The sequence below is a fragment of the Leifsonia sp. Root112D2 genome, assembly GCF_001424905.1.
In the GTDB taxonomy this organism is placed as follows: domain Bacteria; phylum Actinomycetota; class Actinomycetes; order Actinomycetales; family Microbacteriaceae; genus Root112D2.
In genome coordinates, this window is sequence record NZ_LMCU01000002.1 from 299,369 (window position 1) to 322,709 (window position 23,341).

Here is a 23,341-nt window from a genome sequence, read left to right on the forward strand (position 1 = left end):
GATGTCAGATGACGCCGAGGGCGAGCATCGCGTCGGCCACGCGGGTGAAGCCCGCTACATTCGCGCCCAACACGTAGTTGCCCGGCTCGCCGTACTCGTCGGCGGTCGTCGCGCAGCTCTCGTGAATGTTGCGCATGATCTCTGCGAGGCGCTCCTCCGTGTGCTCGAAGCTCCACGAGTCGCGCGATGCGTTCTGCTGCATCTCGAGCGCCGATGTCGCTACGCCTCCGGCATTCGCGGCCTTGCCCGGCCCGAACAGCACGCCGCCCTGGTTGAAGACCCGCACCGCCTCGGGGGTCGAGGGCATGTTCGCGCCCTCGGCCACAGCGCTGATTCCGGATGCGACGAGCACCTTCGCATCCGCCTCGTCAAGCTCATTCTGCGTTGCCGACGGAACCGCTACATCGATCTTCGTCTCACCCGCGATGCTCCACACGTTGGCACCGGCGCGATATTCGGACGCCGACCCGCGCCGCTCTGCATAGGTACTGAGCCGCCCGCGCTCGACCTCCTTGACCTGCTGCAGCAGTTCGAAGTCCAGGCCGTCTTTGTCGTAGACCACACCGGAGGAGTCTGAGCAGGCCACGACGACACCGCCCAGCTGGTGCACCTTCTCGATGGCGTAGATCGCCACGTTGCCGGATCCCGAGACGAGCACCCGCTTGCCGTCAAAGCTCTGCCCGCGCGTCGCCAGCATCTGCTCGGCGAAGAAGACGGCGCCGTATCCGGTGGCCTCGGTGCGCGCCCGCGATCCGCCCCAGCCGACTCCCTTGCCGGTGAGCACGCCGGACTCGTAACGGTTGGTGATGCGCTTGTACTGCCCGAACAGGTAGCCGATCTCACGGCCTCCCACGCCGATGTCTCCGGCTGGAACGTCACGGTACTCGCCGATGTGGCGGTAGAGCTCGGTCATGAACGACTGGCAGAAACGCATGATCTCGCCCTCGCTCTTGCCCTTCGGATCGAAGTCGCTGCCGCCCTTGCCACCACCGATGGGCAGGCCCGTGAGCGCATTCTTGAAGATCTGCTCGAAACCGAGAAACTTGACGGTGCCCAGGGTCACCGAGGGGTGAAAGCGCAGGCCACCCTTGTACGGGCCGAGCGCGGAGTTGAACTCCACCCGGAAGCCGCGGTTGATCCGCACGTGATTGGAGTCGTCGACCCACGGAACCCGAAAAATGATCTGGCGCTCGGGCTCGCAGATGCGTTCCAGCACCGAGGCATCCGCGTAATGCGGGTGTTTTTCAATGACTTTGCCCAGGGACTCGAAGACCTCACGAGCGGCCTGGTGAAACTCCACCTCGCCCGAATTGCGGCGCAGAACGTCCTTGAAAATAGTTTCGATACGAGCTTCGGGCACTGTCGTTTACGGCCTTTCTCAAACACCTGAGTAATTCACGGAGCGTTTCGACACTATCGGATGCGTGACGGGCGCCCCTTCGCGGCTCGGGCCGACCACCGCCATCACGAGCGTGAGAGTCGCGCATCCGCGCCACACGGGATGGTTGGGGTACGGCGTAATCCCACGCATTGCCGATAGCCTGATCGGGTGAGATTCGCGCACCTCGGCATTGACGCCCGCCACAAGCCTCGGCTCGCCGTCGTGCTCGGTGAAGGCGCCATCTTTCTTGATGAGGTGATGGATGCCGCGCCGCGCGACCTGCAAGACGTGCTGGAGCGCGGGGATGACGAGGTCGCACGCATCCGCTCGATCGTCGATGCCGCGGTCTCTGCGGGCCGCGAGCCTGTGCCGGTGAGTGGGCTGCGCCACGCATCCGCCGTGCTGCGGCCACCGCAGATCATCGCTATCGGCGCGAACTACGCCGCGCACTCCGACGAGCTGAAGCTGCGCGTGGAGAAGGCCGCCACGGTGTTCTCGCTGTGGCCGAACTCGCTGGCCGGGCACGAGGGCACGACGTCGTGGCCCGCGGAGCTCTCGACCCAGGTGGACTACGAGGCCGAACTCGGTGTGATCATCGGCCGGCCGGCGCGCGACGTCTCGGTGCGCGATGCGCTCGACTATGTCTTCGGATACACCGTCGTCAACGACATCACGGCACGCGACCTGCAGTTCTCCGAGGCGCAGTGGTCGAGGTGCAAGTCATTCGACGGCTTCACGCCAACGGGGCCCGTCGTGATCACCGCGGATGAGATCGCCGACCCGCAGGATCTCTGGCTCACCACGAATCTCGATGGGCACATCCTGCAGGACGCCTCTACGGGCGACATGGTGCGCTCGGTTGCCGAGATCATCGCGTTTCTCTCGCGCTCGGCGACGCTGCAGCCGGGAACGCTCATCTCCACGGGAAGCCCGGGTGGTGCGGGCTATTCGCGCAAGCCGCCGATCTTTCTCGGCGACCAGGCCACCGTAACGGTCTCGGTGGCGGGCATCGGCTCGCTGACGACCTATTGCCGCATTCTCTGAGCGGCAAACCGCCGGTTGACGTCAGTCGCGGTCGGAAGTCTCCACCGGGTGCACGGCTATCGGCACGGCGGAGGTTATCGTTTCCAGCCCGCTGAGCCGTGCCGGCGAGAGCAGCCGGGCAACGTCGTCGCGGCCCATCAACTGTGCCTCGACGACCAGGTCTGCCACGTTGTGGCCGGTGAGCAGTGCCGTCTTGGCCAGGGCTGCCGCCGCCGCATAGCCGATGTAGGGGGTGAGCGCGGTGATGACGCCCACCGAGGAGCCGACCATGGCATCCAGTCGCTCTTCGTTCGCGGTGATGCCGTCCACACAGTTGACGCGCAGGGTGTGGAACGACTGGGTCATCCAGGCCAGCGACTGCAGCAGGGAGTGCGCTATCACCGGTTCGAAAGCGTTGAGTTGCAACTGGCCGCCCTCCGCCGCCATGGTGACGGTGACGTCAGCCCCGGCGACAGAGAAGGCCACCTGGTTGACCACCTCGGGAATGACCGGGTTGACCTTGCCGGGCATGATGCTCGAGCCCGCCTGCATGGGCGGCAGGTTGATCTCACCGAAACCCGCCTGGGGGCCGGACGAGAGCAGCCGCAGGTCGTTGCAGATCTTCGACAGCTTGATGGCGCTGCGCTTGAGCGAGCCGCTGAACGACATGAACGCGCCCGCGTCGCTCGTGGACTCGATGAGGTCGGGGGCGGTTTCGAGGTCGAGCCCGGTGATCTCGCGCAGGTGCTGACAGGCTGCCGCGGCGTAGCCCGGATCTGCCGTGATGCCGGTACCAATGGCCGTCGCGCCGAGGTTGATCTCGGCCAGCAGCCAGATGGTCTCCTTGAGCCGTTCGTAGTCTTCGGCGAGCGTCGTGGCGAAACCGTGGAACTCCTGGCCGAGCGTCATCGGCACAGCATCCTGCAACTGGGTGCGGCCGACCTTGAGCACGTGGTTGAACTGCTCGCCCTTGGCCGCGAACGATTCGCGCAGCAGCCACAACTCGTCAAGCAGCCGCTTGAGCGAGAACGTGAGAGCGATCTTGAGCGCCGTCGGATACGTGTCGTTCGTGCTCTGGCTGCGGTTCACGTCGTCGATCGGATGCATCAGGTGATACTCACCCTTCGCGTGACCGCCGAGCTCGAGCGCACGGTTCGCTATGACCTCGTTGGCGTTCATGTTGGTCGAGGTGCCCGCGCCTCCCTGCATGACGCCGACGACGAACTGGTCGAGCAGTTTGCCGTCGATGATCTCCTGGCATGCCGCGTCGATGAGATCGGCCTTCTCAGCCTCGAGAACGCCCAACTGTTTGTTGGCGCGGGCCGCGGCCTGCTTCACGCTGGCGAATGCCACGATGAGATCGGGGTAGACGGAGATGGGGCGCTTGGCGATCGGAAAATTCTGCAGCGCACGCGAGGTGTGCACACCCCAATATGCCTCTACCGGAATATCTCGCTCGCCGAGGGAGTCGGACTCGGTTCGCACGGGCCCGTCGACCGGCAAGGCCGAGGGGGTGTTCCATGCGGTGGGCGGAAGAGTGGTGTGCGGTGTATTCACGTGCGGCTCCAGTGCCTTGTCGTCGTGCTTGTGGCGGTTGACCATACGAGCCTATCGCGCGTGAGTGCACCCATACACGCAGTTTTCGCGCGCCTCAGCCCATGATCCGGCGAATTATCCCCGTCTTGCGCTCCGTAAACGGTGGATAGACGAGTGCCATGGTGTCGGGCTTCAGCGGCTTGCTGAGCACGGCCTTCTCGTGGCTGAACGTGTCGATCGAATGCGTTCCGTGGTACGCGCCCATGCCGCTGGCCCCGACCCCACCGAACGGAAGCCCCGCGACCGCCAGGTGCGCGGCGGGAACGCCGAAGCCGACGGCTCCCGAGCTCGTCTCTGTGAGAAAACGGCGCCTCGTCTTCGGCGATTCGCTGAAGACGTAGAGCGCGAGCGGCTTGTCACCGTGGCGGATGTATGCGAGCGCGTCGTCGAGACCGGAGACGGTGACGATCGGCAGAATGGGGCCGAAGATCTCCTGGCGCATGATGCCTGAATCGCGGGAGACGTCGGCCAGCACGGTCGGAGCCAGATAACGACTCCCCCGGTGACTGGTGCCCCCCGTCACGACGCGACCGTCTTTCACCAGAGTCTCCAGCCGGTCGAATTGTCGCTCCGAGACGATGCGTCCGTAGTCGTCACTCGCTCGCGGGTCTCCGCCGTAGAGCCGGGCGATCGCATCAACGAGCAGCGGTTCGAGTCGCGCCGCGACATCCGGCGTTGCCAGCAGATAGTCGGGGGCCACGCACGTCTGGCCGGCGTTCATGAACTTGCCCCAGGCGATGCGTGCGGCGGCGACCGCCAGGTCGACGGAGTCATCGACGTACACCGGGGACTTGCCGCCGAGCTCGAGCGTGACAGGCGTGAGATTCTTCGCGGCGGCCGTCATGACGATACGCCCAACCGCACCGTTGCCCGTGTAGAAAATATGGTCAAAGCGCTGCTCGAGCAGTTCGGTGGTCTCGGGCACCTCCCCCTCGACCACCGCCACCGCCCGCGCGTCGAGATACTGCGGCAGCAGGCGGGCCATTGCGGCCGAGGTCGCCGGTGCCAGCTCGCTGGGCTTGAGCACCGCCGCGTTACCCGCCGCGAGCGCACCGACGAGCGGCGCGAGCAGCAGCTGCACCGGGTAGTTCCACGGGGCGATGATGAGGCAAACGCCGAGCGGTTCACGAATGACGGATGCCTTCGCCGGCATCACGACGAGCGGCACCGCCACCACGCGCGGCCGCAACCACGAGCGCAGGTGTCGCAGCGTGTAGTCGATCTCGCCGACGACGATGCTGATCTCGGAGACCTGTGCCTCGGTGGGGTTCTTGGCCAGGTCCTGCATCAACGCCATGCCGAGTTCGGCCTCGCGTTCGGTCAGGAGCGCACGCAAGGCCTTCAGCTGCGCCACCCGCCATCGGTACGGCTTTGTCACGCCGCGATCGAATGTCTCGCGCAGGCCGGCAACCGTGCCGGCAATGGTGCCCGTGCTCATGGTTGCCAGCCTAATCTGCGCGACACAAAACGACGGAGATTCACACCCTAGACGGTGCTGCACCGCCCAGAAGGGCGAAACAGCGGTGAATCTCCGTCGTTTTGTACACGCACTCGGCGCGCGGGCCGGGCGATCAGTGAAAGGCGAAGGGGAGGAAGGCGAGGCCGATGCCGAGGCCCGCGAGAGTGAGCAGCGCGCCCACGGCGAAGCCGAAGAGCATGACCGCGTTGAGCACGATGCCCCAGATGGCCATGGCGCGACCCGCCGGCTCGCGCTTGAGCGCGAGAATGCCCGTGACGAGGCCGGCGATGGGAGCAAGAAACGTCCAGCCCGCAACTATCGAGACGAGCCCGAGCACGAGGCTCGTGATGCTCAGCGGCTTGCTGTCGGCGTAAGCCGGAGCGGTCGCGGTGGCGTACGGGGCGGTGTCCGGTGCGTACGGGGCCTGTGTATTGGTCATGAGTGGACTCCCAAGTCTGCTGACGCGCGCATTCGCAACGCGATGCATCCAGTCAATCGCTCGTGAACGGCCTGCGCCATCGGGTTATCCCCCGATTCCTGTCTCAGGGTAACCCTGAGACCGACATGCCTGGCGACGCGCTAGTGGCCGAGCAGCACCTCGATGGGGCCTCGGGCGAAGTAGATGGCGAAGCCTGCGGCCACCACCCACAGCAGCGGGCTGATCTCGCGCGCCTTGCCGGCGAACGCCCGCAGCAGCACCCAGCTGATGAAGCCTGCGCCGATGCCATTCGAGATCGAATACGTCAGCGGCATCACGACGATCGTGAGGAACACCGGCAGCGTGACCGAGAACGCGCTGAAGTCGATGCCCTTGATCTGCGTCATCATCATGGCGCCCACAATCACCAGCGCGGCCGCCGCGACCTCCGAAGGCACGATCTGCGTCAGCGGGGTGAAGAACATGGCCGCGATGAACAGCAGGCCGGTCACGATGTTTGCAAAACCCGTGCGCGCCCCCTCGCCGATGCCCGCACCCGATTCGATGAAGACCGTGTTCGACGATCCGGATGTCGCCCCACCGACGACCGCTCCGACGCCTTCCACGATCAGCGCGGATTTCAGGCGTGGGAAGTCGCCCTTCTCGTCGGCGAGCCCGGCCTCCTTGGAGAGCCCCGTCATGGTACCCATGGCGTCGAAGAAGTTCGTGAACACCAGGGTGAAGACGAGCATGACGGCGGCGAGGATGCCGATGCGACCGAAACTCGCGAAGCTCACGTGCCCGATCAGCCCCAGATCGGGCAGACTGACGATCTGCGACGGCAGCGCCGGAACCGACAGGTTCCAGCCCAGCGGGTTCTTGCCACCGGCGGAGGCACCCACATGAAATACGAGCTCGGCCAGCACGGCGATGATCGTCGATACGACGATGCCGATCAGCAGAGCGCCACGCACCTTGCGTGCCACGAGGATGCCCGTGATCAGCAGCGACACCACGAAGATCGCCGTCGGGATACTGGCAACGGAACCATCGATACCGAGCCCGACCGGCGGCGAACCGAAGCCGGTGGAGCGCACGAAGCCGGCATCAACGAGGCCGATGAAGGCGATGAACAGCCCGATACCCACCGTGATAGCCAGCTTGAGCTGCATCGGCACGGCCGTGAAGATCATGCGCCGCAGGCCCGTGGCGCTCAGCAGCACGATGATGAGGCCGTTGATGACCACGAGGCCCATGGCCTCGGGCCACGTCACCTGGCCGACCACGCTGACCGCGAGGAAGGAGTTGATGCCGAGACCGGCGGCGAACGCGAACGGCAGCCGGGCGACGATGCCGAACAGAATCGTCATGACGCCGGCGGTGAGACCTGTGACGGCGGCGACCTGCTGGAACTGCAGAACGCCACCGACGACATCCTTCGAACCGCTCAGGATGATGGGGTTGAGAATGACGATGTACGCCATGGTCACGAAGGTGACCAGACCGCCACGCACCTCCGCACCGAAGGTCGAACCGCGTTTCGTGATCTCGAAATAGTTGTCGAGGCGGCCGCGGAATCCGGCGCGGGTCGTGGTTTCGCTCATCCGTTGTGCTCCTGGGGAAGGTGGGGTCGTGTCGCTGCGCCAATCCTATGGCCTGACACGGATACGATCGCGGAGGATTGAGCGCATCTATCGAGACGAGGCACCATGGCACTCCCCTGGACACTGCACGGCGACGGTAAGACGGTGCCTGCGAGCGAGATTGTGGCACCGGATGAGCGCCTCACCTGGCCGCGAACCATCGGCCTGGGCGGCCAGCATGTCGTTGCCATGTTCGGCGCCACCTTTCTCGTGCCGGTGCTCACCGGGTTTCCGCCGAGCACGACGCTGCTGTTCTCCGGCATCGGCACGCTGCTCTTCCTGCTGATCACCGGCAACAGGCTGCCCAGTTACGTGGGCAGTTCCTTCGCTTTCATCGCGCCGATCCAGGCCGCAACGGCGGCGCACAGCATGGGCAGTGCACTGTTCGGCATCGTCTCTGTCGGGCTGCTGCTGGCGATCATCGGCGCCGTCGTGCACCTGACGGGCACCGGATGGCTCGAGGTGCTCATGCCGCCCGTCGTCGCGGGCTCGATCGTGGCTTTGATCGGCTTCAACCTGGCCCCGGCCGCGTGGAACAACGTCAAGACCGCCCCCGTGACCGCGATCATCACGCTCGCCGCCGTGATTCTCTGCACGGTGGTGTTCCGGGGACTGCTGGGGCGTCTCTCCATCTTCATCGGGGTCGTGATCGGCTATATCGCGGCCGTGCTGTTCGGGCAGGTGGACTTCAGCCATGTGGCATCCGCCGCCTGGATCGGCCTGCCCCCGTTCACGCTGCCCAGCAATCCGTTCACTGAGCCGAACGCCACCTGGGGCGTGCTTCCCTCGTTTCTGCCGATAGTGCTCGCGCTCGTCGCCGAGAACGTGGGCCATGTGCGCGGCGTCGCGCAGCTGACCAAACCCGAGGTCAACAAGCTCACCGGCCGCGCGCTGCTCGCAGACGGCATCTCGACGATGATCGCCGGTATCGGCGGCGGATCGGCAACAACGACATATGGCGAGAACATCGGCGTCATGGCTGCAACGCGCGTCTACTCGACGGCAGCGTACTGGGTGGCAGGCATCGTGGCGATCCTGCTCGGCATCTCCCCCAAGGTCGGCGCCGTGATCAACACGATTCCGGCGGGAGTGCTCGGCGGTGTCACCACCGCGCTCTACGGCCTGATCGGCGTGATAGGCATCAAGATCTGGCTCGACAACCGGGTCGATTTCTCCAAGCCGAAGAACCAGTTCACGGCCGCAATAGCCCTCATCATCGGTGTGGCCGACTTCACCCTCTCGGCCGGCAAGATCACCGTCGCCGGCATCGCGCTGGGTGCTATCGCGGCCATCGTCGTCTACCACGTGATGAACGCCGTCGCCCGCTGGCGCGGCACCGACTAGCGTTACGGCTCAGGCTCAATGCCCGCGGCTACTTGTGAAAGCCGGGAATGATCAGGTAGACGCCGTAGAGCACTATCGCGGCGCAAAGCACGAAGCAGACGCGAGCGGCCGCGAGCGCCCAGCGCTTCTGCACGGCGCTCAGCGGGCTGCGCTTGGCGGCCTTGCGGATGCGTTTGGCCTCGGTTGCCGCCTGCTCTGCCGTGATCACCGTGATGGCATCCGTGAACTCGGCCGGTTCGACGTGCACCGGTCTGCCCGCCGAACTCAACAGTCGCAGGCCCAGGGAGTACAGGGCGACCACAAGGCTCGCACCGAGAATGGATGCGAGCGCGACCACGAAGAATGACACCCAGTCGATCATGCCGCGCCACCCTTCTTGCCGGAGTTCTTCTTGCTTCCTGAACTCTTCTTCGTGCCCGAGCCCTTTTTCTTTTTCTTCTTCGGCTTGGCCGACACTTCAGACTTTTTCGGTCGTGGCGGGCGCTTGGGCTTCACCTTGCGAATCTTCACGACCCGACCGCTCCTGGCGACATCGCTGACGCCCGTGCCCGCTGCCTGCGCCTTTTTGCTGCGCGCACGCTGACGGGCCGCCACGAGGAAGATCGCGGCAATGAGTCCGATGGCCAGCACGAGGTCCACACCCACCCCGACCGCGCCGAGATGCGCGACCCACGCCGCGATGGCGCCAACGATGGCTGCGGCAGGCAGCGTCATCAGCCAGCCGAGTGCAATGCGGCGCGCCGTCTTCCAGCGCACCGATGACCCGCGCCGGCCAAGCCCCGAACCGATGACCGATCCGGATGCGACCTGCGTGGTGGAGAGCGCGAAGCCCAGGTGCGAAGAAGCCAGGATCGCGGCGGCGGTGCTCGTCTCGGCGGCGAAGCCCTGCGCGGGCTTCACCTCGGTGAGACCCTTGCCGAGGGTATGGATGATGCGCCAGCCGCCCGTGTATGTGCCGGCGGCTATCGCGAGGGCACACGCGGCTATGACCCAGAACGTCGGGTCCGAGCCGGCGGGCTGCAGATTCGCCGCGATGAGCGTGAGGGTGATGACACCCATGGTCTTCTGCGCGTCATTGGTGCCGTGCGCGAGCGCGACGAGCGACGAGGAGAAGATCTGGCCGTATCGGAAGCCCGCACGGCCATCCGGCAGCCCGTCGTAGCGGCGGGTGATGGCATAGGCGATCTTCGTCGCCGTGAACGCGACACCGCCCGCTATCACGGGGGCGAGCAGGGCAGGGAAGATGACCTTGTCGAGCAACACCAGGTAGTCGACGCTCTGGAAGCCGGCGCCCACGATGGCGGCGCCGATGAGGCCGCCGAAGAGCGCATGGCTCGAGCTGGAGGGCAAACCGAAAAGCCAGGTGACCATGTTCCAGATGATCGCGCCGACGAGTCCGGCAAAGATCATCTCCGGTGTGATCTGGATTCCGTGGGCACCTTCTTTGATGAGACCGCCGGAGATGGTCTTGGCCACCTCGGTGGAGAGGAAGGCGCCGACGAGATTGAGGATGGCCGCGAGCGTGACGGCGACCTTCGGCTTCATGGCACCGGTGGCGATGGGCGTCGCCATCGCATTCGCCGTGTCATGGAAACCGTTGGTGAAGTCGAAGAACAGCGCCAGCGCTATGACCAGCACGACGATGAGTGTGAGGTCCACCGGCGTCTTTCTCGTAAACGGAACACGGGACCCGCACGGTGCAGTTCAGCGGGCGTTCATGCGAATGTCATGGTGCATTTACCGAACACGTCGATACTCACACGACAGGCTGTGCAGGTCAACTCACCTGCCGAAATCACACGTGCGGCACGAATTCCTGCCAGGCGACGCGCCGCTCGCCCCGTGGGTCGCACTCGACGCGATCCACCTCGTCGATGATGAGCGTGAGCCGGTACCGGTCGTCAGACTCGGCGTCGTAGCGTGGCCATGCTGGCGAGACTGCACCCGTCTGGGCATTCGGATCACCGGTTCTCGCAAAATCGAGCCACCAGCGTCGCATCCGCCGGCCGGCACCGAGGAACGCTCGGCGGCCGCCGAGCACGGTCATGGTGCGGCCGAACCAGCCGTTCATGCGATCGAAGAGGGCGAAGAGTTCCAATCCGTGGGTGGCATCGAAGCCGGCCAGGCGCACGAGTCGCGGCGCGATGTCGAAACGGTACATGTACACCGGTGCATAGCGGGCATGCCGTTCGGCAACCTTGATGCTCGGATACCAGAACGAATAGTCTCCGGCGAAGTCTGCGGCGGCCCGGCGCGCGGGAAGCCCGGGGTATTCGGCCTTGATGGCCTTGCGCGTCTTCTTTCGGGTGCGCGCGAAAATGGCTCGGATGCGCGGCGGTGTCGACGCCAGAATGTCCAGTCGGCCGGTGAACAGGGACCCCTCGCGGTCATTGGTGCCGATGATCAGCGGCACTCGGTGCGCGCGCCCGTGCTTGAATGCGTCGAGAGGGCGCTCCGGCAGGTAGTCGCCGTCGATGACCGGGCAGAGGCACAGCGTTCCCGGATCCTCATCTGGCGTGCGCAACTGCAGGGCGTTCGTGGCGGCCACGAGGGCATCGACCGGCGCACCCGTGAGCAGGGCCGCGGCATCCTCGTGGCTGGTCGCCTCGACGCTGCCGTTGTCGAGGGCAGAACTGAGCAACTCGAGAAACTGGCCTGCCCAGCGCGCGGTGAGTTCGGGCAGGTAGAGGGCATTCGGGGGCGGGCTCTGGGCGATGGCCCGGTGGAACAGGCCCGCCGCCGCGGGCACGGTCATGAGAGTGGTGACGGCGTTGGCGCCGGCCGACTCCCCGAAGACAGTCACGTTGCCGGGGTCACCACCGAACGCGCGGATGTTGTCACGCACCCACGCGAGAGCAGCCACCTGGTCGCGAAGCCCGAGATTGCTCTCGAAGGGGCGCTCGGGGGTGGAGTAGCTGCTGAAATCCAGGTAACCGAGAGCGCCGAGGCGGTAGCTGACGGCCACATAAATGACGCCGTTGCGGGCGAAATCCATGCCCTGGTGCGGCACCTCGCGCACGCTGCCAACACTGTACGCGCCGCCGTGGATGAAGACCATGACGGGGGCGAGATCGTCGCCCCGTGCCGCGTTGGCACCGGTGCGTGCATCCGCACCGCGCAATACCAGCAGGTTCAGGCAGTCCTCGCTGCGAGGAATCGCAGAGGGAGCCCCCAGAAACTGGCCACGGCGGGACTGCGGTGCCACGGCACCGTGCCGGCTCGCGTCGCGCACGCCCTGCCAGGGCAGCACGGGCGCCGGCGCCCGAAAACGCAACGCGCCGACGGGCGGCGCCGCATAGGGTATGCCCCGCCACGCCTCGATGTCTGCCTCGCGGATGCCTCGCACCACGCCGCCGGAAACGCGCACATCGAGCTCATGCACATCACGTGCACCACTCGCACGGGTTTCCACGCTCACCTCTTGAGGCTAGTGCGGCACCGTGTGCGGCCGCTGAGGAATAGATGAACGGCTGGCGAGGCTGTAGTGCTTCGGTAGACTCCCTCATCGTCCCCGTGTTCGCACCTGGGCACAAACACGGCAGGCGGAAATATGGCGCGCAACGACACACCGAACGACGGATCGGGCGGCAGCGGTCTCAGCGACCGCCAGCGCCGCCGGCTCACCCGCCGCCCCAGCGACCGCGCCATTGTGGCCACACTGGCCTTCACCGGCCTCGTAGCCGCATTCATGCAGACCCTGGTGACACCGATCATTCCCGAATTGCCGACGCTGCTGCACGCCACCAGCGCGGATGCCTCGTGGGTGCTGACGGTCACGCTGCTCGCGGCCGCCATCGCCACACCCATCGCGGGTCGGCTCGGTGACATGTTCGGCAAACGACGCCTCGTGCTGGTGCTGCTCGCCGCACTCTTCATCGGCTCGGTGATCTCGGCGCTGTCGGACACGCTCATACCCATGCTCGTCGGTCGCGCCCTGCAGGGTTTCGGGCTGGGCGCTATAGCGCTCGGCATCAGCATCCTGCGTGACGTGCTGCACGCCAAGAGCCTCGGCGGTGCTGTCGCGCTCGTGAGCGCCACGCTGGGCGTGGGCGGCGCCATCGGCCTGCCGCTCTCGGCCGTGATCGCCGAGAACTTCAGCTGGCACGCGCTGTTCTGGCTCGCCGCGCTGCTCGCGCTCGTGGCCGCCGCCCTTGTGCTCTTCATCGTGCCGGTCTCGACCCTGCGCGCAGGGGGACGCTTCGACTATCTCGGTTCGGTGCTGTTCGCGATAGGTCTCACCGGCATCCTGCTGGCCGTCTCCAAGGGCACCGAGTGGGGCTGGGGCTCGCCCGTCACACTCGGACTGTTGATCGGCGGCGTTCTGGTGCTGCTCGGCTGGGGAGCATTCCAGCTGCGCATCCCCTCGCCGCTCATCGACCTGCGCATCGCCGCGCGCAGGCCCGTGCTGTTGACGAACCTCGCCTCCATCGCGGTCGGCTTCGGGTTCTTCGTGAGCAGTGCGGCGCTGCCCCAGCTTCTGGAGTTGCCCACAGCCACCGGTGTCGGCCTCGGACAGACGCTGCTCGTGGCAAGCCTGTGCCTCATGCCCAGCGGCCTGGTCATGTTCTTCATGTCACCCGTCGCGGCCCGGCTCTCCGCCGCGCGAGGGCCGCGCACGAGCCTGCTGCTCGGGCTGCTCATCATCGTGATCACCTACGCGGCGGCCATTCCGCTGATGACCGAGGTGTGGCACGCCATTCTCATCGCCACCGTGCTGGGCTTCGGCGTCGGATTCGCCTACGCGGCCATGCCGACCCTCATCATGCACGCGGTTCCTGCCAGCGAGACCGCGGCGGCGAACGGGCTCAACTCTGTGATGCGCACCCTCGGTTCGACCGTTTCGGCGACCGTGGTCGGAGTGGTGCTCTCGGCCAATCTGGTGATGGCGGACGGCAGAGGAATCCCCACCAAGGGCGCCTTCCAGACGGTGTTCCTCGTGGGCGCTGCCGTCGCAGTGGCGGGCTTCGTGCTGGCACTCTTCATTCCGCGACACGAGCCGCGGTACGAGACGGCGAGCATCCCGGTGCAGCAGGCGCGCTAGAGGCTCTGCGCTACAGCCGGCCCATCGAGGTGACTCGTACGATCGCGATGCCCTGCTCGGCCGACTCGGCCAGATCGACCTCGGCCGAGATGCCCCAGTCGTGGTCACCCGCCGGGTCGGCCAGAATCTGCCGCACGCGCCAGAGCCCGTCGGTGAATGCCGGGGACTCGTCGACGATGAGCATGGCGGGGCTGCGCGCATCCGCCCCCGTGCCGATCGAATCGTGCTCGGCGTAATACGCGTCGAGAGCCCGGCCCCAGATCTCCACCGAAAAACCGGATGCCGCGTCCAACGCACCCAACTCGTCGTCGCGTTCGAGCGCAGCCAGCCGCACTCGGCGGAACAGCTCGTTGCGCACGAGCACGGTGAAGGCACGACGGTTGGTCGTGACGTTGCGCGGGGCGGGCGGAACGACATCCGTCGTCTCGTGGGCATGACGGGTCGCATCCGGATGCACCAACTCCTCCCACTCGTCGAGGAGGCTCGAGTCGACCTGACGCACGAGTTCGCCGAGCCACTCGATGAGGTCGAGCAGTTCCTCGCTCTTGGCCTCGGCCGGGATGGTCTGGCGGGCGGCCCGATACGCGTCGGAGAGGTAGCGAAGTACCACCCCCTCCGAGCGGGCGATCGTGTAGAACGCCACGTATTCGGCGAAGCTCATTGCGCGTTCGTACATGTCGCGCACGACGCTCTTGGGGCGCAGCTCGAAGTCGGCAACCCAGGGCTGCGAGGTGACGTAGACGGCGAAGGATTGGGAGAGTAGCTCGTCGAGAGGCTTCGGGTAGGTGATCTGCTCAAGCAGCTCCATGCGCTGCTCGTATTCGATGCCCTCGGCCTTCATGGCGGCGACGGCCTCGCCACGCGCCCGGTGCTCCTGAGCCGAGAGCACGGGACGCGGGTCGTCGAGGGTGGCCTCGATGATCGAGATCATGTCGAGGGCGTAGTCGCCGGTGCCGATCTCGGACGCTGCACCGGTCTCGGCCAGAGGGCTTAGCAGCTCGAAGCAGGCGAGCGCAAACGGCGACAGCGGCTGGTTGAGAGCGAAGTTCGGCTGCAGATCGACGGTAAGGCGAATCTGCCCGTCGCGCTGCTCCACCACCCCACCGGCCACGAGCGTGCGATAGATGCCAAGCGCTCGTCGGGCCAATGCCAGCTGCCGCTTCCAGGGCTCGTGGTTGTCGAAGACCAGGTCGTAGACGTGCCGATAGACGTCCCCGCCGCGCCCGATCACGTTGATCAGCATGGCGCTCGTGATCTGCATGCTCGAGACGAGGGTCTCGGGCTCCGCTTCGACGAGCCTCTGAAAGGACGCCTCTCCCCATGAGACAAAGCCGTCCGGCGCCTTCTTGCGGATGATCTTGCGCTTCTTCTTGACGTCGTCGCCGGCCTTCTCTATGGCCTTGAGGTTCTCCGTCTCGTGCTCGGGCGCCTGCGCCATCACAGTGCCTGCCGTGTCGAAGCCAGCGCGACCGGCGCGCCCCGCGATCTGGTGGAATTCGCGGGCGTTGAGCTGGCGCATCCGGGTGCCGTCGTATTTGGTGAGCGCCGTGAGAAGCACGGTGCGGATCGGCACGTTGATGCCCACTCCGAGGGTGTCCGTTCCGCAGATGACGCGCAGCAGACCGCGCTGGGCCAGTTGTTCCACGAGTCGGCGGTACTTGGGCAGCATGCCGGCGTGGTGCACTCCGATGCCCATGCGCAGCAGCCGCGAGAGCGTCTTGCCGAAGCCGGTGGCGAAGCGAAACTCGCCGATGAGCTCGGCTATCGCATCCCGCTGCTCGCGCGTGGCCACCTTGGCGCTGGCGAGCGCCTGCGCACGTTCGAGGGCGGCAGCCTGCGAGAAATGCACGATGTATACGGGGGCCTGGCCGGTGCCGAGCAGTTCCTCGACGGTCTCGTGCACGGGCGTTGTCACGTAGAAGTAGTGCAGCGGTACGGGCCGTTCGACGCCGGTGACGACCGCGGTCTCACGCCCGGTACGCCGGGAGAGATCGGCCGCGAGCGCGCTCACATCGCCGAGCGTGGCCGACATGAGAATGAATTGCACGCCGGGCAATGTCAGCAGCGGCACCTGCCAGGCCCAGCCGCGCTCGGGGTCGGCGTAGAAGTGGAACTCGTCCATGACCACCTGGCCGACAGGGGTGTCCGGCCCCTGTCGCAGTGCGAGATTCGCGAGAATCTCGGCCGTGCAGCAGATGATGGGCGCATCCGCGTTCACCGAGGAATCGCCCGTCATCATGCCGACGTTCTCGGCGCCGAACACCTCCACGAGGGCGAAGAACTTCTCGCTGACGAGCGCCTTGATGGGTGCGGTGTAGAACGAGCGGATGCCCCGGCTCAGCGCCGTGAAGTGCGCCCCGACCGCCACGAGGGACTTGCCCGTGCCCGTCGGGGTGCTGAGGATCACGTTCGCGCCGGAGACGATCTCGATGAGCGCCTCGTCCTGCGCCGGGTACAGGCTCAGCCCGCCCTCCTCGGCCCAGCCTACGAAGGCGGTGTACGCGGCATCCGCATCGAAGGGTTCGGGCTGGCGCGCGGTGAGAGACATGGTCTTATCGATCATGCCTTACCCGGGCGGGCGAAGGCCCCACACCAACGGACTGTCTCCGCGAGAAAGGAGCTGCCAGCGGCCGGTAGAATTGGGCGAAATGACGAACGGCACCGATTCTTCCCACGGCGACCAGCCCGACGCCGACGCCGCGGCATCCGACCCCAGCGGCATCGACCCTGATGACCTCGTGACGGCCCTGCGCGTGCTCGCCTCGCTGCACGAACTCGACGAGGAACACCCCGACTTCGTGGCGGTGCGTCACGCCACCGCCCACATGTTCAAGGCCGTCAAGAAGTCACGCAGGCTGGAGAAGCGCGCCGAGATCGCCGACGCTGACCGTGCCGTAGTCGCGGCGACGGCCACGGGCGCACCCGACCGCATCGACGACGAGACGCGCGGCGTTCAGCTGGCCGTCACGACGAGCGCCCCCACGGCCGGCACGCTGCTCAAGTCGCGCCCGTGTTACATCTGCAAGCAGCACTACACGCAGGTCGACTCGTTCTATCACCAGCTCTGCCCCGACTGCGCGGCGCTCAGTCATGCCAAGCGCAACGCCCGCACCGACCTCAACGGCAAGCGCGCGCTGCTCACCGGCGGCCGCGCCAAGATCGGCATGCACATCGCCCTGCGCCTGTTGCGCGACGGAGCACACACCACCATCACCACGCGCTTCCCGCGCGATGCCGTGCGCCGCTTCTCCTCGCTTCCGGATGCCGCCGACTGGCTGCATCGCCTGCGCATCGTCGGCATCGACCTGCGCGATCCCGCCCAGGTGATCGGCCTCGCCGACGCCGTGGCCGAGGCGGGCCCCCTCGACATCCTCATCAACAACGCCGCCCAGACCGTGCGCCGATCCCCCGGCTCCTACGCCCCGCTGACGGATGCCGAATCCGCGCCGCTGCCCGACGGCCCGCTCCCCGAACTGCTCACCTTCGGGCACACCAACGATGCGCATCCGCTGGCCCTGGCCGCCTCGGTGGCCAGCCACCCGATCCTCGCCGCCGCCGCGGCCGCCGCGCCGAAGGATGCGGCCGCGTGGAGCGCCGCCGAGCACGCCACCCACCTGAGCGCCCAGGCCATGGCGGCCGGCTCCTCCTCACTCGATCGCCTCGCCGACGGCACCGCGATCGACGCGGGCGGCCTGCTGCCCGATCTGCACACCGTGAACAGCTGGACGCAGAACGTCGAGCACGTCGACCCGCTGGAGATGCTCGAGGTGCAACTGTGCAACACGACGGCGCCGTTCCTGCTCATCAGCAGGCTGCGCCCATCGATGGCGGCGGCGGAATCGCCACGCAGATACATCGTCAACGTCTCGGCGATGGAGGGTGTGTTCGGGCGCAAGTACAAGGGTCCGGGGCATCCGCACACCAACATGGCCAAGGCCGCACTGAACATGCTCACGCGCACGAGCGCGGGTGAGATGTTCGAGACCGACGGCATTCTGATGACGAGCGTCGACACCGGCTGGATCACCGACGAACGCCCGCACCCCACCAAGGTGCGTCTGGCCGAGGAGGGCTTCCACGCCCCGCTCGACCTCGTCGACGGCGCGGCCCGCGTGTACGACCCCATCGTTCGCGGCGAGGCCGGCGACGAGGTTCACGGCGTCTTCCTCAAGGATTACAAGCCTTCCGCCTGGTGAGCGGATGCCGTCGGCCGGCATCGGAGCGCCGCCCCTTGCCGGAAATTCTGGCGCGCGTAGCCTGCAGGCATGGCTGACAACGAAAACCTCAACGAAGACGTAACCGCCGACGCCGACCACACCGATGCTGGCGAGAACACCCAGCGCGACAAGAATCTCGGCGCGCTCGCCGACGATGTCGCCCATCCCTTCGATCAGACCAACGGCATCGTCGAGGGCCTTGAGGGTGATGCCGACGATCCCGAGAAGCAGGACGACGGCTTCAAGGGCACCGGTGTCATCGCCACCCCGGCTGCGGGTGGCGGCCCTGCCGGCGGCATTCCCATCGTCACCCCGGTGCACGACGAACCCGATCCCGACACGGACGAGCCCCAAGGCGCCTGAAGCTGCCCGGCATCCGTCAGACTGAGGGGGTGAATACTCCCTCTCTCGTTCTGGTCACCGCTCCGGCGCTGGGCTCCGGCGACCGTCCCGGTTTCGTTCAGGCCGAGCCCACGACCGCGCACATCGTGGTGGCCGAACTCGGCCTCAGCCGTGGTGACGGTTTCTTCGAGACCATCGGCGTCTCACAGGGTCGGCCGCTCTCGCTGGAGCCTCACCTGCGCCGCTTCGCCCACTCGGCACAATTGCTCGACATCGTGGCGCCCGATCTGGATGTGTGGCGCGCGGCCGCGCTGGCCGCCATCGAGGCCCACGAGCCTGAAGCCGAACTCTCCGCGAAACTCGTGATGACTCGCGGGGTGGCCGGCAGCGAGAAGCCCACCGGCTGGGTGCTTGTGGAGCGTGCGCCCGATTTCACCGCGGCCCGCACCGCGGGAGTGAGCGTCGTCACCCTCGATCGCGGCGTGCGACACGATGCGGCACAGAGCGCACCATGGCTGCTGCTGGGCGCCAAAACCCTCTCGTACGCCACCAACATGGCGGCGCTGCGTGAGGCCGGCCGACGCGGCGCAGACGACGTGATATTCCTCAGCTCCGACGGGTACGTGCTCGAGGGTCCCACCTCGAGCGTGATTCTGCGCCATGGCGACACGGTCAGCACCCCGGCAACCGAATTCGGCATCCTCGCCGGTACCACGCAGGCGCGCGCCTTCGACTTCTTTGCCGCACGAGACATCCGCACCGAATATGCACTGCTCGAGGCCGAGAAGCTGCGAACCGCGGATGCCGCCTGGCTGGTCTCCAGCGTGCGCCAGGCCGCGCCTGTGCACACCATCGACAGCCGCGAGTTGAGCATCGACGCCGAGTTGACCCGCGCGCTCAACGCCGGCCTGCTCACGGCCGACGACTAGTCCCAGTCGGCGGAGTCGAGCAGGGTGATGAGCAGCCGGGATTCGCCGTGAGCCGTCACCGCGTGCGGCAACCGCCGCGTGAGGTGCACGATGCCGCCAGGGGCCAGCTCGATCCGGCGCTCCGCGACCTCGATCGTGAACCGCCCGGTGACGCACTGCAGCAGGATCGGCACCGGGGCCGTGTGCTCGGTGAGTTGCTGGCCGTCGTCGAACGCCAGATGCACGAGCCGCACGCCATCCGCCTTCAGCACCCGTGACGATGCCACTCGCCCCGGCTGACCCGGATGCGCCTCGACCAACTCCCCGAAGGAAGCCGCAACGACCGTGACCTCACCGGCAGGCGTGACGGGGGTCACCGACAGGGCATCCTCGATCATCCTGTGTCCTTCCATGGTCTTGCCCGGCGCGAGTTCTCTACAAGGCGTCGACCGCGGTGGGGAGCCGCGGTCGACGTCGGAACAGGAGCGCGTGAGTCGCGCACTATTTAACAGGAATTCTATCCCGTTATTATCACGCAGGCAATGTCCGGTTGCACGAGAGCGTCAGCCAGCTGAGAGCGTCAACCGGCCGAGCGGATAAGTGCGAGCAGTGCCGCCGCATACGCCTCGGCGGCATCCGCCGCTCCGAAGCGCCGGTCGGTACCCGCCAGGCCGATCGTCACCGTATAGCCGGCCGATCCGGTGGCGACCAGGGAGCGAAACGTTCCGCCCAGCAGTTCACGCAACTGCCCTTCTCGAGGCAGCCATAACGCGTCCTCGATGGCCACCGAGTCGAGCGCCCATTCTGTGGTGCCGTTGAAGCCCAGAATCGTGCCGGTGTCGAACTCGTGCGGCTCGATGGTCATCTCGCTCACGGTGAACACGTCACCCTCGAGCTCGGGGCTCGCGAGGGTGAACGCGTCACCCGAGTGCGGATGCCAGCGCAGCCCGGCGTCGCTCAGCTCACGCGCCGTCTTTGTCGAGATCACGCTGCGGATCGCCGCAGCCAGGGAATCAGGCCACCGTCGAGCACCATTTCGACCTGTCGCGGCGAGAGTCGGTGCGTGAGGGCGTAATCCTCATCACGGGTGGCGTTGTGCACCGTGAGTTCGGTGCCGTTCGCTATCGACTCGCGCAGATCGTCGAGCACGAGGGTGTCACCCTGCTGCACGCGGTCGTGATCGGCGGCATCCGCGAATTCGAGGGCGAGCACGCCGAAGTTCGCCAGGTTCTGCCAGTGGATGCGTGCGAAAGAGACGGCTATCACGGCGCGCAGCCCCAGGAAGCGCGGGGTGATGGCCGCGTGTTCGCGCGAGGAGCCCTGCCCGTAGTTGGCGCCGCCCACGATGATGTGCCCGCCACCGTCCCGTGCCTCGACGGCTCGCGAGGCATACGTCTCGTCCAGTTGGTAATAAGTGAACTCGGCCAGCTTCGGTATGTTGCTGCGGTAGGGCAGCACCACGGCCCCGGCAGGCAGAATCTCGTCGGTGGAGATGTTGTCGCCGACTTTGAGCAGAACGGGCGCCTCGATGCGATCGGCCAGCGGATCGAAGTCGGGCAGGGAGGAGATGTTCGACCCCTTGACGAGTTCGACCTGCACGGCTTCGTCGGCCGGCAGTGGCGCTTCGAGCATGTCGAGGTTCACGCTGGAGACGGCAGGCAGCTCCAGCTGCGGGTAGTCGATGTCGAGCAGCGCGGGCAGCTCGCGCGGATCGGTTATCACGCCGGTGAGCGCAGCAGCCGCACCGGTCTCCGGTGAGCACAGGTAGACCGTGTCCTCCTTGGTGCCGCTTCGTCCGGGAAAATTACGCGGCATCGTGCGCAGGCTGATACGCCCGACGGCCGGCGCCTGGCCCATGCCGATGCAGCCCATGCATCCCGACTGGTGCAGCCGCGCGCCCGCGGCGATGAGGTCGAGTGCCGAGCCCATCTTCAGAAGGTCCTGCAGAATCTGGCGCGAACTCGGGTTCACGTCGAGCGAGAGTCCCGGATGCGTCTGCTTGCCCTTCACGATGGCTCCGACGACGGCGAAATCCCGCAGCCCGGGGTTCGCGGAGGAACCTATCACCACCTGCTCAACGGGCCTGCCGGCAACCTCGGTGACGGGCACGACCTTGCCCGGCGAACTCGGCAACGCGATGAGCGGCTCGAGCGTGGAGAGGTCGATCTCCTCGTCGATGTCGTAACCGGCATCCGCGTCGGCGAGCAGTTCGACGAAGTCGCCCTCGCGCTGCTCGGCGCGCAGGAAGGCCCGCACCTGGTCGTCGGCGGGAAACACGGTCGTAGTGGCGCCCAGTTCGGCACCCATGTTCGCTATCACGTGCCGGTCCATGGCGGTGAGGGTGGCCAACCCCGGCCCGTAGTACTCGATGATGCGGCCGACGCCGCCCTTCACGTCGTGACGGCGCAGCATCTCGAGAATCACGTCTTTGGCGCTCACCCACGGCGGCAGTTCGCCGGTGAGGCGCACGCCCCAGATTTCAGGCATCCGGATGCTGATGGGCCGACCCGCGATCGCCGTCGCCACCTCGAGACCACCGACCCCCATTGCCAGCATGCCGAGCGAGCCGGCCGCCGGCGTGTGGCTGTCGGAGCCGACCATGGTCTTGCCCGGGATGCCGAAACGCTGCATGTGGGTGGGGTGCGAGACGCCGTTGCCGGCCTTCGAGAACCAGATGCCGAAGCGCTGGCAGGCCGAGCGAAGAAAGTCGTGGTCTTCCGCATTCTTGTTGTCGGCCTGCAGCAGGTTGTGGTCGACGTATTGCACGGAGACCTCGGTCTGGGCACGCTCGAGACCGAGCGCTTCCAGTTCGAGCATGACCAGCGTGCCCGTCGCATCCTGGGTGAGGGTCTGATCGATCTTCAGGGCGATCTCGGCGCCCGGCGTCATCTCACCCGACACCAGATGCGATGCGATGAGTTTCTCTGCCACATTCTGTGCGGCCGAATTGTGCGCCACGATGCGCCTCCTTGCCTTACTCCCAACCTAGGCGAGGCCGTCTCAGATGGCCAGAGGCCCTCCCTGCGTCAATCGAGGGTGAGCACGATCTTGCCGCGCAGGTGGCCGGTCATCAGGCGCTCGTACGCCTCGGCGACACGCTCGAGCGGGTAGGCCGAGTCAATGGGCAGCACGATCTCGCCGTCGGCAAGCAGTTGCGCGACGCGGGCCAGATCGTCGGCCTTCGCTTCGGCTCCGCCGACATGGCGCACATCGGCAAACTCGGAGCCGTGATACGCGATCGTGTTGATGCGCGCCTGCTGAACACCGAGCTCGACACCGGCGGCGATCGTCGGGCCGCCCTGGTTGTCGAGCACTGCCGTGATGCCCTGTGGCGCAACCGCGCGCACCCGGTCGACGAGGCCGTCGCCGTATGTCACGGGAATCACGCCGAGAGAACGCAGAAAATCGTGGTTGCTCTCACTTGCCGTGCCGATGACCGTTGCACCCGTGCGCAGCGCCAGTTGCGAGGCGAGCACGCCGACCCCGCCGGCCGCGGCGCTGACGAGCACGGTGTCGGCATCCGTCAGCGAAAGCGAATCCACGCTGGCGGCGGCCGTCTTGCCCGCCACATCGAGGGAGCCGGCCACGTCAAAGTCGAGACCGGCCGGCTTACGCACGAGCGAGGCATCCGCGTCGTGCACGATGTAGTCGGCACCGGCAAGGTTGCGGGCGCCGCCGAAGACCTCGTCGCCGAGCTTCCAGTCGGTGACGCCGTCGCCGACCTGATCAATCACGCCGGAGAAGTCGTTGCCGATGCCCATCGGCAGTGCGCTGCCATAGGCAGGGGCGGCCGGTCCCGTGAAGATCTTCCAGTCCACGGGGTTGAGGCCGGCAACCCGCACGTGAACCCGCACCTGGCCCGGGCCGGCCGTGGGCGGCTGCACCTCGATGAGCTTCAGAACCTCAGGTCCGCCGAATTCCTCGTACCGTACGAAACGCGACATCGTCGCCCTTTCTCTCAACCAGGGC

General features: G+C 66.5%; 19 protein-coding genes. 6 read left to right on the forward strand and 13 right to left on the reverse strand.

Annotation, left to right across the window (positions count from 1 at the left end; genetic code table 11):
• Positions 1-4 precede the first annotated feature (4 nt).
• Positions 5-1,360, reverse strand: coding sequence for an NADP-specific glutamate dehydrogenase (gdhA, locus tag ASC63_RS15250; protein WP_055816284.1), 1,356 nt, complete (start codon positions 1,358-1,360; stop codon positions 5-7).
• A 189-nt stretch (positions 1,361-1,549) separates the two neighbouring features.
• Between gdhA and ASC63_RS15255 the strand changes: the two genes are divergently transcribed.
• Positions 1,550-2,425 (forward strand): fumarylacetoacetate hydrolase family protein, encoded by an 876-nt coding sequence (locus tag ASC63_RS15255; RefSeq protein WP_055816287.1) that lies wholly within the window; start codon positions 1,550-1,552, stop codon positions 2,423-2,425.
• 21 nt (positions 2,426-2,446) lie between these two features.
• Here ASC63_RS15255 and ASC63_RS15260 read toward each other — a convergent pair whose 3' ends face one another.
• The 4 genes from ASC63_RS15260 to ASC63_RS15275 all read right to left on the reverse strand — a co-directional run bounded on the left by ASC63_RS15260 (position 2,447) and on the right by ASC63_RS15275 (position 7,481).
• Positions 2,447-4,006 carry an aspartate ammonia-lyase gene (locus tag ASC63_RS15260; RefSeq protein ID WP_082487912.1) on the reverse strand — a complete coding sequence of 520 codons (1,560 nt, stop codon included), beginning with the start codon at positions 4,004-4,006 and terminating at the stop codon, positions 2,447-2,449.
• Between the two features lie 49 nt (positions 4,007-4,055).
• Complete coding sequence (locus ASC63_RS15265; RefSeq protein ID WP_055816288.1) at positions 4,056-5,438, reverse strand: aldehyde dehydrogenase family protein; 1,383 nt, start codon at positions 5,436-5,438, stop codon at positions 4,056-4,058.
• Between the two features lie 133 nt (positions 5,439-5,571).
• The gene (locus ASC63_RS15270) at positions 5,572-5,898 is read right to left on the reverse strand and encodes a DUF4190 domain-containing protein (RefSeq protein WP_055816298.1); all 327 of its coding nucleotides are present in this window, start codon (positions 5,896-5,898) and stop codon (positions 5,572-5,574) included.
• A 140-nt stretch (positions 5,899-6,038) separates the two neighbouring features.
• Entirely contained in the window at positions 6,039-7,481 is a 1,443-nt protein-coding gene (locus ASC63_RS15275) for an NCS2 family permease (RefSeq protein WP_055816301.1), read from the reverse strand.
• Between the two features lie 105 nt (positions 7,482-7,586).
• On the opposite strand from ASC63_RS15275, the gene ASC63_RS15280 reads away from it, so the two are divergent.
• Positions 7,587-8,864: a uracil-xanthine permease family protein gene (locus ASC63_RS15280; protein ID WP_055816304.1), complete on the forward strand. Its 1,278-nt coding sequence runs from the start codon at positions 7,587-7,589 to the stop codon at positions 8,862-8,864.
• Positions 8,865-8,892: 28 nt separating this feature from the next.
• Here ASC63_RS15280 and ASC63_RS15285 read toward each other — a convergent pair whose 3' ends face one another.
• From ASC63_RS15285 to ASC63_RS15295, 3 genes are all read right to left on the reverse strand, one after another.
• On the reverse strand, positions 8,893-9,225 hold the full coding sequence (locus tag ASC63_RS15285) for a hypothetical protein (RefSeq protein WP_055816307.1): 333 nt from the start codon (positions 9,223-9,225) through the stop codon (positions 8,893-8,895).
• The gene (locus tag ASC63_RS15290) at positions 9,222-10,523 is read right to left on the reverse strand and encodes an inorganic phosphate transporter (protein WP_055816310.1); all 1,302 of its coding nucleotides are present in this window, start codon (positions 10,521-10,523) and stop codon (positions 9,222-9,224) included. Before ASC63_RS15290 ends, ASC63_RS15285 begins: the two co-directional genes overlap by 4 nt.
• 136 nt (positions 10,524-10,659) lie before the next feature.
• A complete protein-coding gene (locus ASC63_RS15295) occupies positions 10,660-12,282 on the reverse strand; it encodes a carboxylesterase/lipase family protein (protein ID WP_055816315.1) in 1,623 nt (540 codons plus the stop codon).
• 132 nt (positions 12,283-12,414) lie between these two features.
• Here ASC63_RS15295 and ASC63_RS15300 point away from each other — a divergent pair, with 132 nt between their 5' ends.
• Complete coding sequence (locus ASC63_RS15300) at positions 12,415-13,905, forward strand: MFS transporter (protein ID WP_082487913.1); 1,491 nt, start codon at positions 12,415-12,417, stop codon at positions 13,903-13,905.
• 10 nt (positions 13,906-13,915) lie between these two features.
• Here the strand turns inward: ASC63_RS15300 and ASC63_RS15305 are convergent, their stop codons facing one another.
• Positions 13,916-16,453, reverse strand: a complete 2,538-nt coding sequence (locus tag ASC63_RS15305) for a DEAD/DEAH box helicase (RefSeq protein ID WP_200936946.1) — start codon at positions 16,451-16,453, stop codon at positions 13,916-13,918.
• A gap of 100 nt (positions 16,454-16,553) precedes the next feature.
• Here ASC63_RS15305 and ASC63_RS15310 point away from each other — a divergent pair, with 100 nt between their 5' ends.
• From ASC63_RS15310 to ASC63_RS15320, 3 genes are all read left to right on the forward strand, one after another.
• Positions 16,554-18,101: an SDR family oxidoreductase gene (locus ASC63_RS15310; RefSeq protein ID WP_055816320.1), complete on the forward strand. Its 1,548-nt coding sequence runs from the start codon at positions 16,554-16,556 to the stop codon at positions 18,099-18,101.
• Positions 18,102-18,170: 69 nt separating this feature from the next.
• A complete protein-coding gene (locus ASC63_RS15315; RefSeq protein WP_055816323.1) occupies positions 18,171-18,485 on the forward strand; it encodes a hypothetical protein in 315 nt (104 codons plus the stop codon).
• A 29-nt stretch (positions 18,486-18,514) separates the two neighbouring features.
• Positions 18,515-19,393 carry an aminodeoxychorismate lyase gene (locus tag ASC63_RS15320; RefSeq protein WP_055816327.1) on the forward strand — a complete coding sequence of 293 codons (879 nt, stop codon included), beginning with the start codon at positions 18,515-18,517 and terminating at the stop codon, positions 19,391-19,393.
• On the opposite strand, the gene ASC63_RS15325 is transcribed toward ASC63_RS15320, so the two are convergent.
• The 4 genes from ASC63_RS15325 to ASC63_RS15340 form a co-directional block, all read right to left on the reverse strand.
• Entirely contained in the window at positions 19,390-19,770 is a 381-nt protein-coding gene (locus ASC63_RS15325) for a cupin domain-containing protein (RefSeq protein ID WP_055816330.1), read from the reverse strand. The genes ASC63_RS15320 and ASC63_RS15325 overlap by 4 nt on opposite strands.
• A 182-nt stretch (positions 19,771-19,952) precedes the next feature.
• Complete coding sequence (locus ASC63_RS15330; protein ID WP_055816332.1) at positions 19,953-20,360, reverse strand: hypothetical protein; 408 nt, start codon at positions 20,358-20,360, stop codon at positions 19,953-19,955.
• On the reverse strand, positions 20,357-22,330 hold the full coding sequence (locus ASC63_RS15335; RefSeq protein WP_082487914.1) for an aconitate hydratase: 1,974 nt from the start codon (positions 22,328-22,330) through the stop codon (positions 20,357-20,359). Before ASC63_RS15335 ends, ASC63_RS15330 begins: the two co-directional genes overlap by 4 nt.
• Before the next feature lie 68 nt (positions 22,331-22,398).
• The gene (locus ASC63_RS15340) at positions 22,399-23,316 is read right to left on the reverse strand and encodes an NADP-dependent oxidoreductase (RefSeq protein WP_055816342.1); all 918 of its coding nucleotides are present in this window, start codon (positions 23,314-23,316) and stop codon (positions 22,399-22,401) included.
• Positions 23,317-23,341 lie beyond the last annotated feature (25 nt).

Excerpts from the sequence above, each read along its gene's own strand:
- ASC63_RS15280 (WP_055816304.1), top strand. The coding sequence starts at position 7,587 with ATGGCACTCCCCTGGACACTGCACGGCGACGGTAAGACGGTGCCTGCG.
- ASC63_RS15285 (WP_055816307.1), bottom strand. The coding sequence starts at position 9,225 with ATGATCGACTGGGTGTCATTCTTCGTGGTCGCGCTCGCATCCATTCTC.
- ASC63_RS15265 (WP_055816288.1), bottom strand. The coding sequence starts at position 5,438 with ATGAGCACGGGCACCATTGCCGGCACGGTTGCCGGCCTGCGCGAGACA.
- ASC63_RS15340 (WP_055816342.1), bottom strand. The coding sequence starts at position 23,316 with ATGTCGCGTTTCGTACGGTACGAGGAATTCGGCGGACCTGAGGTTCTG.
- ASC63_RS15305 (WP_200936946.1), bottom strand. The coding sequence starts at position 16,453 with ATGTCTCTCACCGCGCGCCAGCCCGAACCCTTCGATGCGGATGCCGCG.
- ASC63_RS15315 (WP_055816323.1), top strand. The coding sequence starts at position 18,171 with ATGGCTGACAACGAAAACCTCAACGAAGACGTAACCGCCGACGCCGAC.
- ASC63_RS15275 (WP_055816301.1), bottom strand. The coding sequence starts at position 7,481 with ATGAGCGAAACCACGACCCGCGCCGGATTCCGCGGCCGCCTCGACAAC.
- ASC63_RS15260 (WP_082487912.1), bottom strand. The coding sequence starts at position 4,006 with ATGGTCAACCGCCACAAGCACGACGACAAGGCACTGGAGCCGCACGTG.
- ASC63_RS15300 (WP_082487913.1), top strand. The coding sequence starts at position 12,415 with ATGGCGCGCAACGACACACCGAACGACGGATCGGGCGGCAGCGGTCTC.
- ASC63_RS15310 (WP_055816320.1), top strand. The coding sequence starts at position 16,554 with ATGACGAACGGCACCGATTCTTCCCACGGCGACCAGCCCGACGCCGAC.
- ASC63_RS15270 (WP_055816298.1), bottom strand. The coding sequence starts at position 5,898 with ATGACCAATACACAGGCCCCGTACGCACCGGACACCGCCCCGTACGCC.
- ASC63_RS15325 (WP_055816330.1), bottom strand. The coding sequence starts at position 19,770 with ATGATCGAGGATGCCCTGTCGGTGACCCCCGTCACGCCTGCCGGTGAG.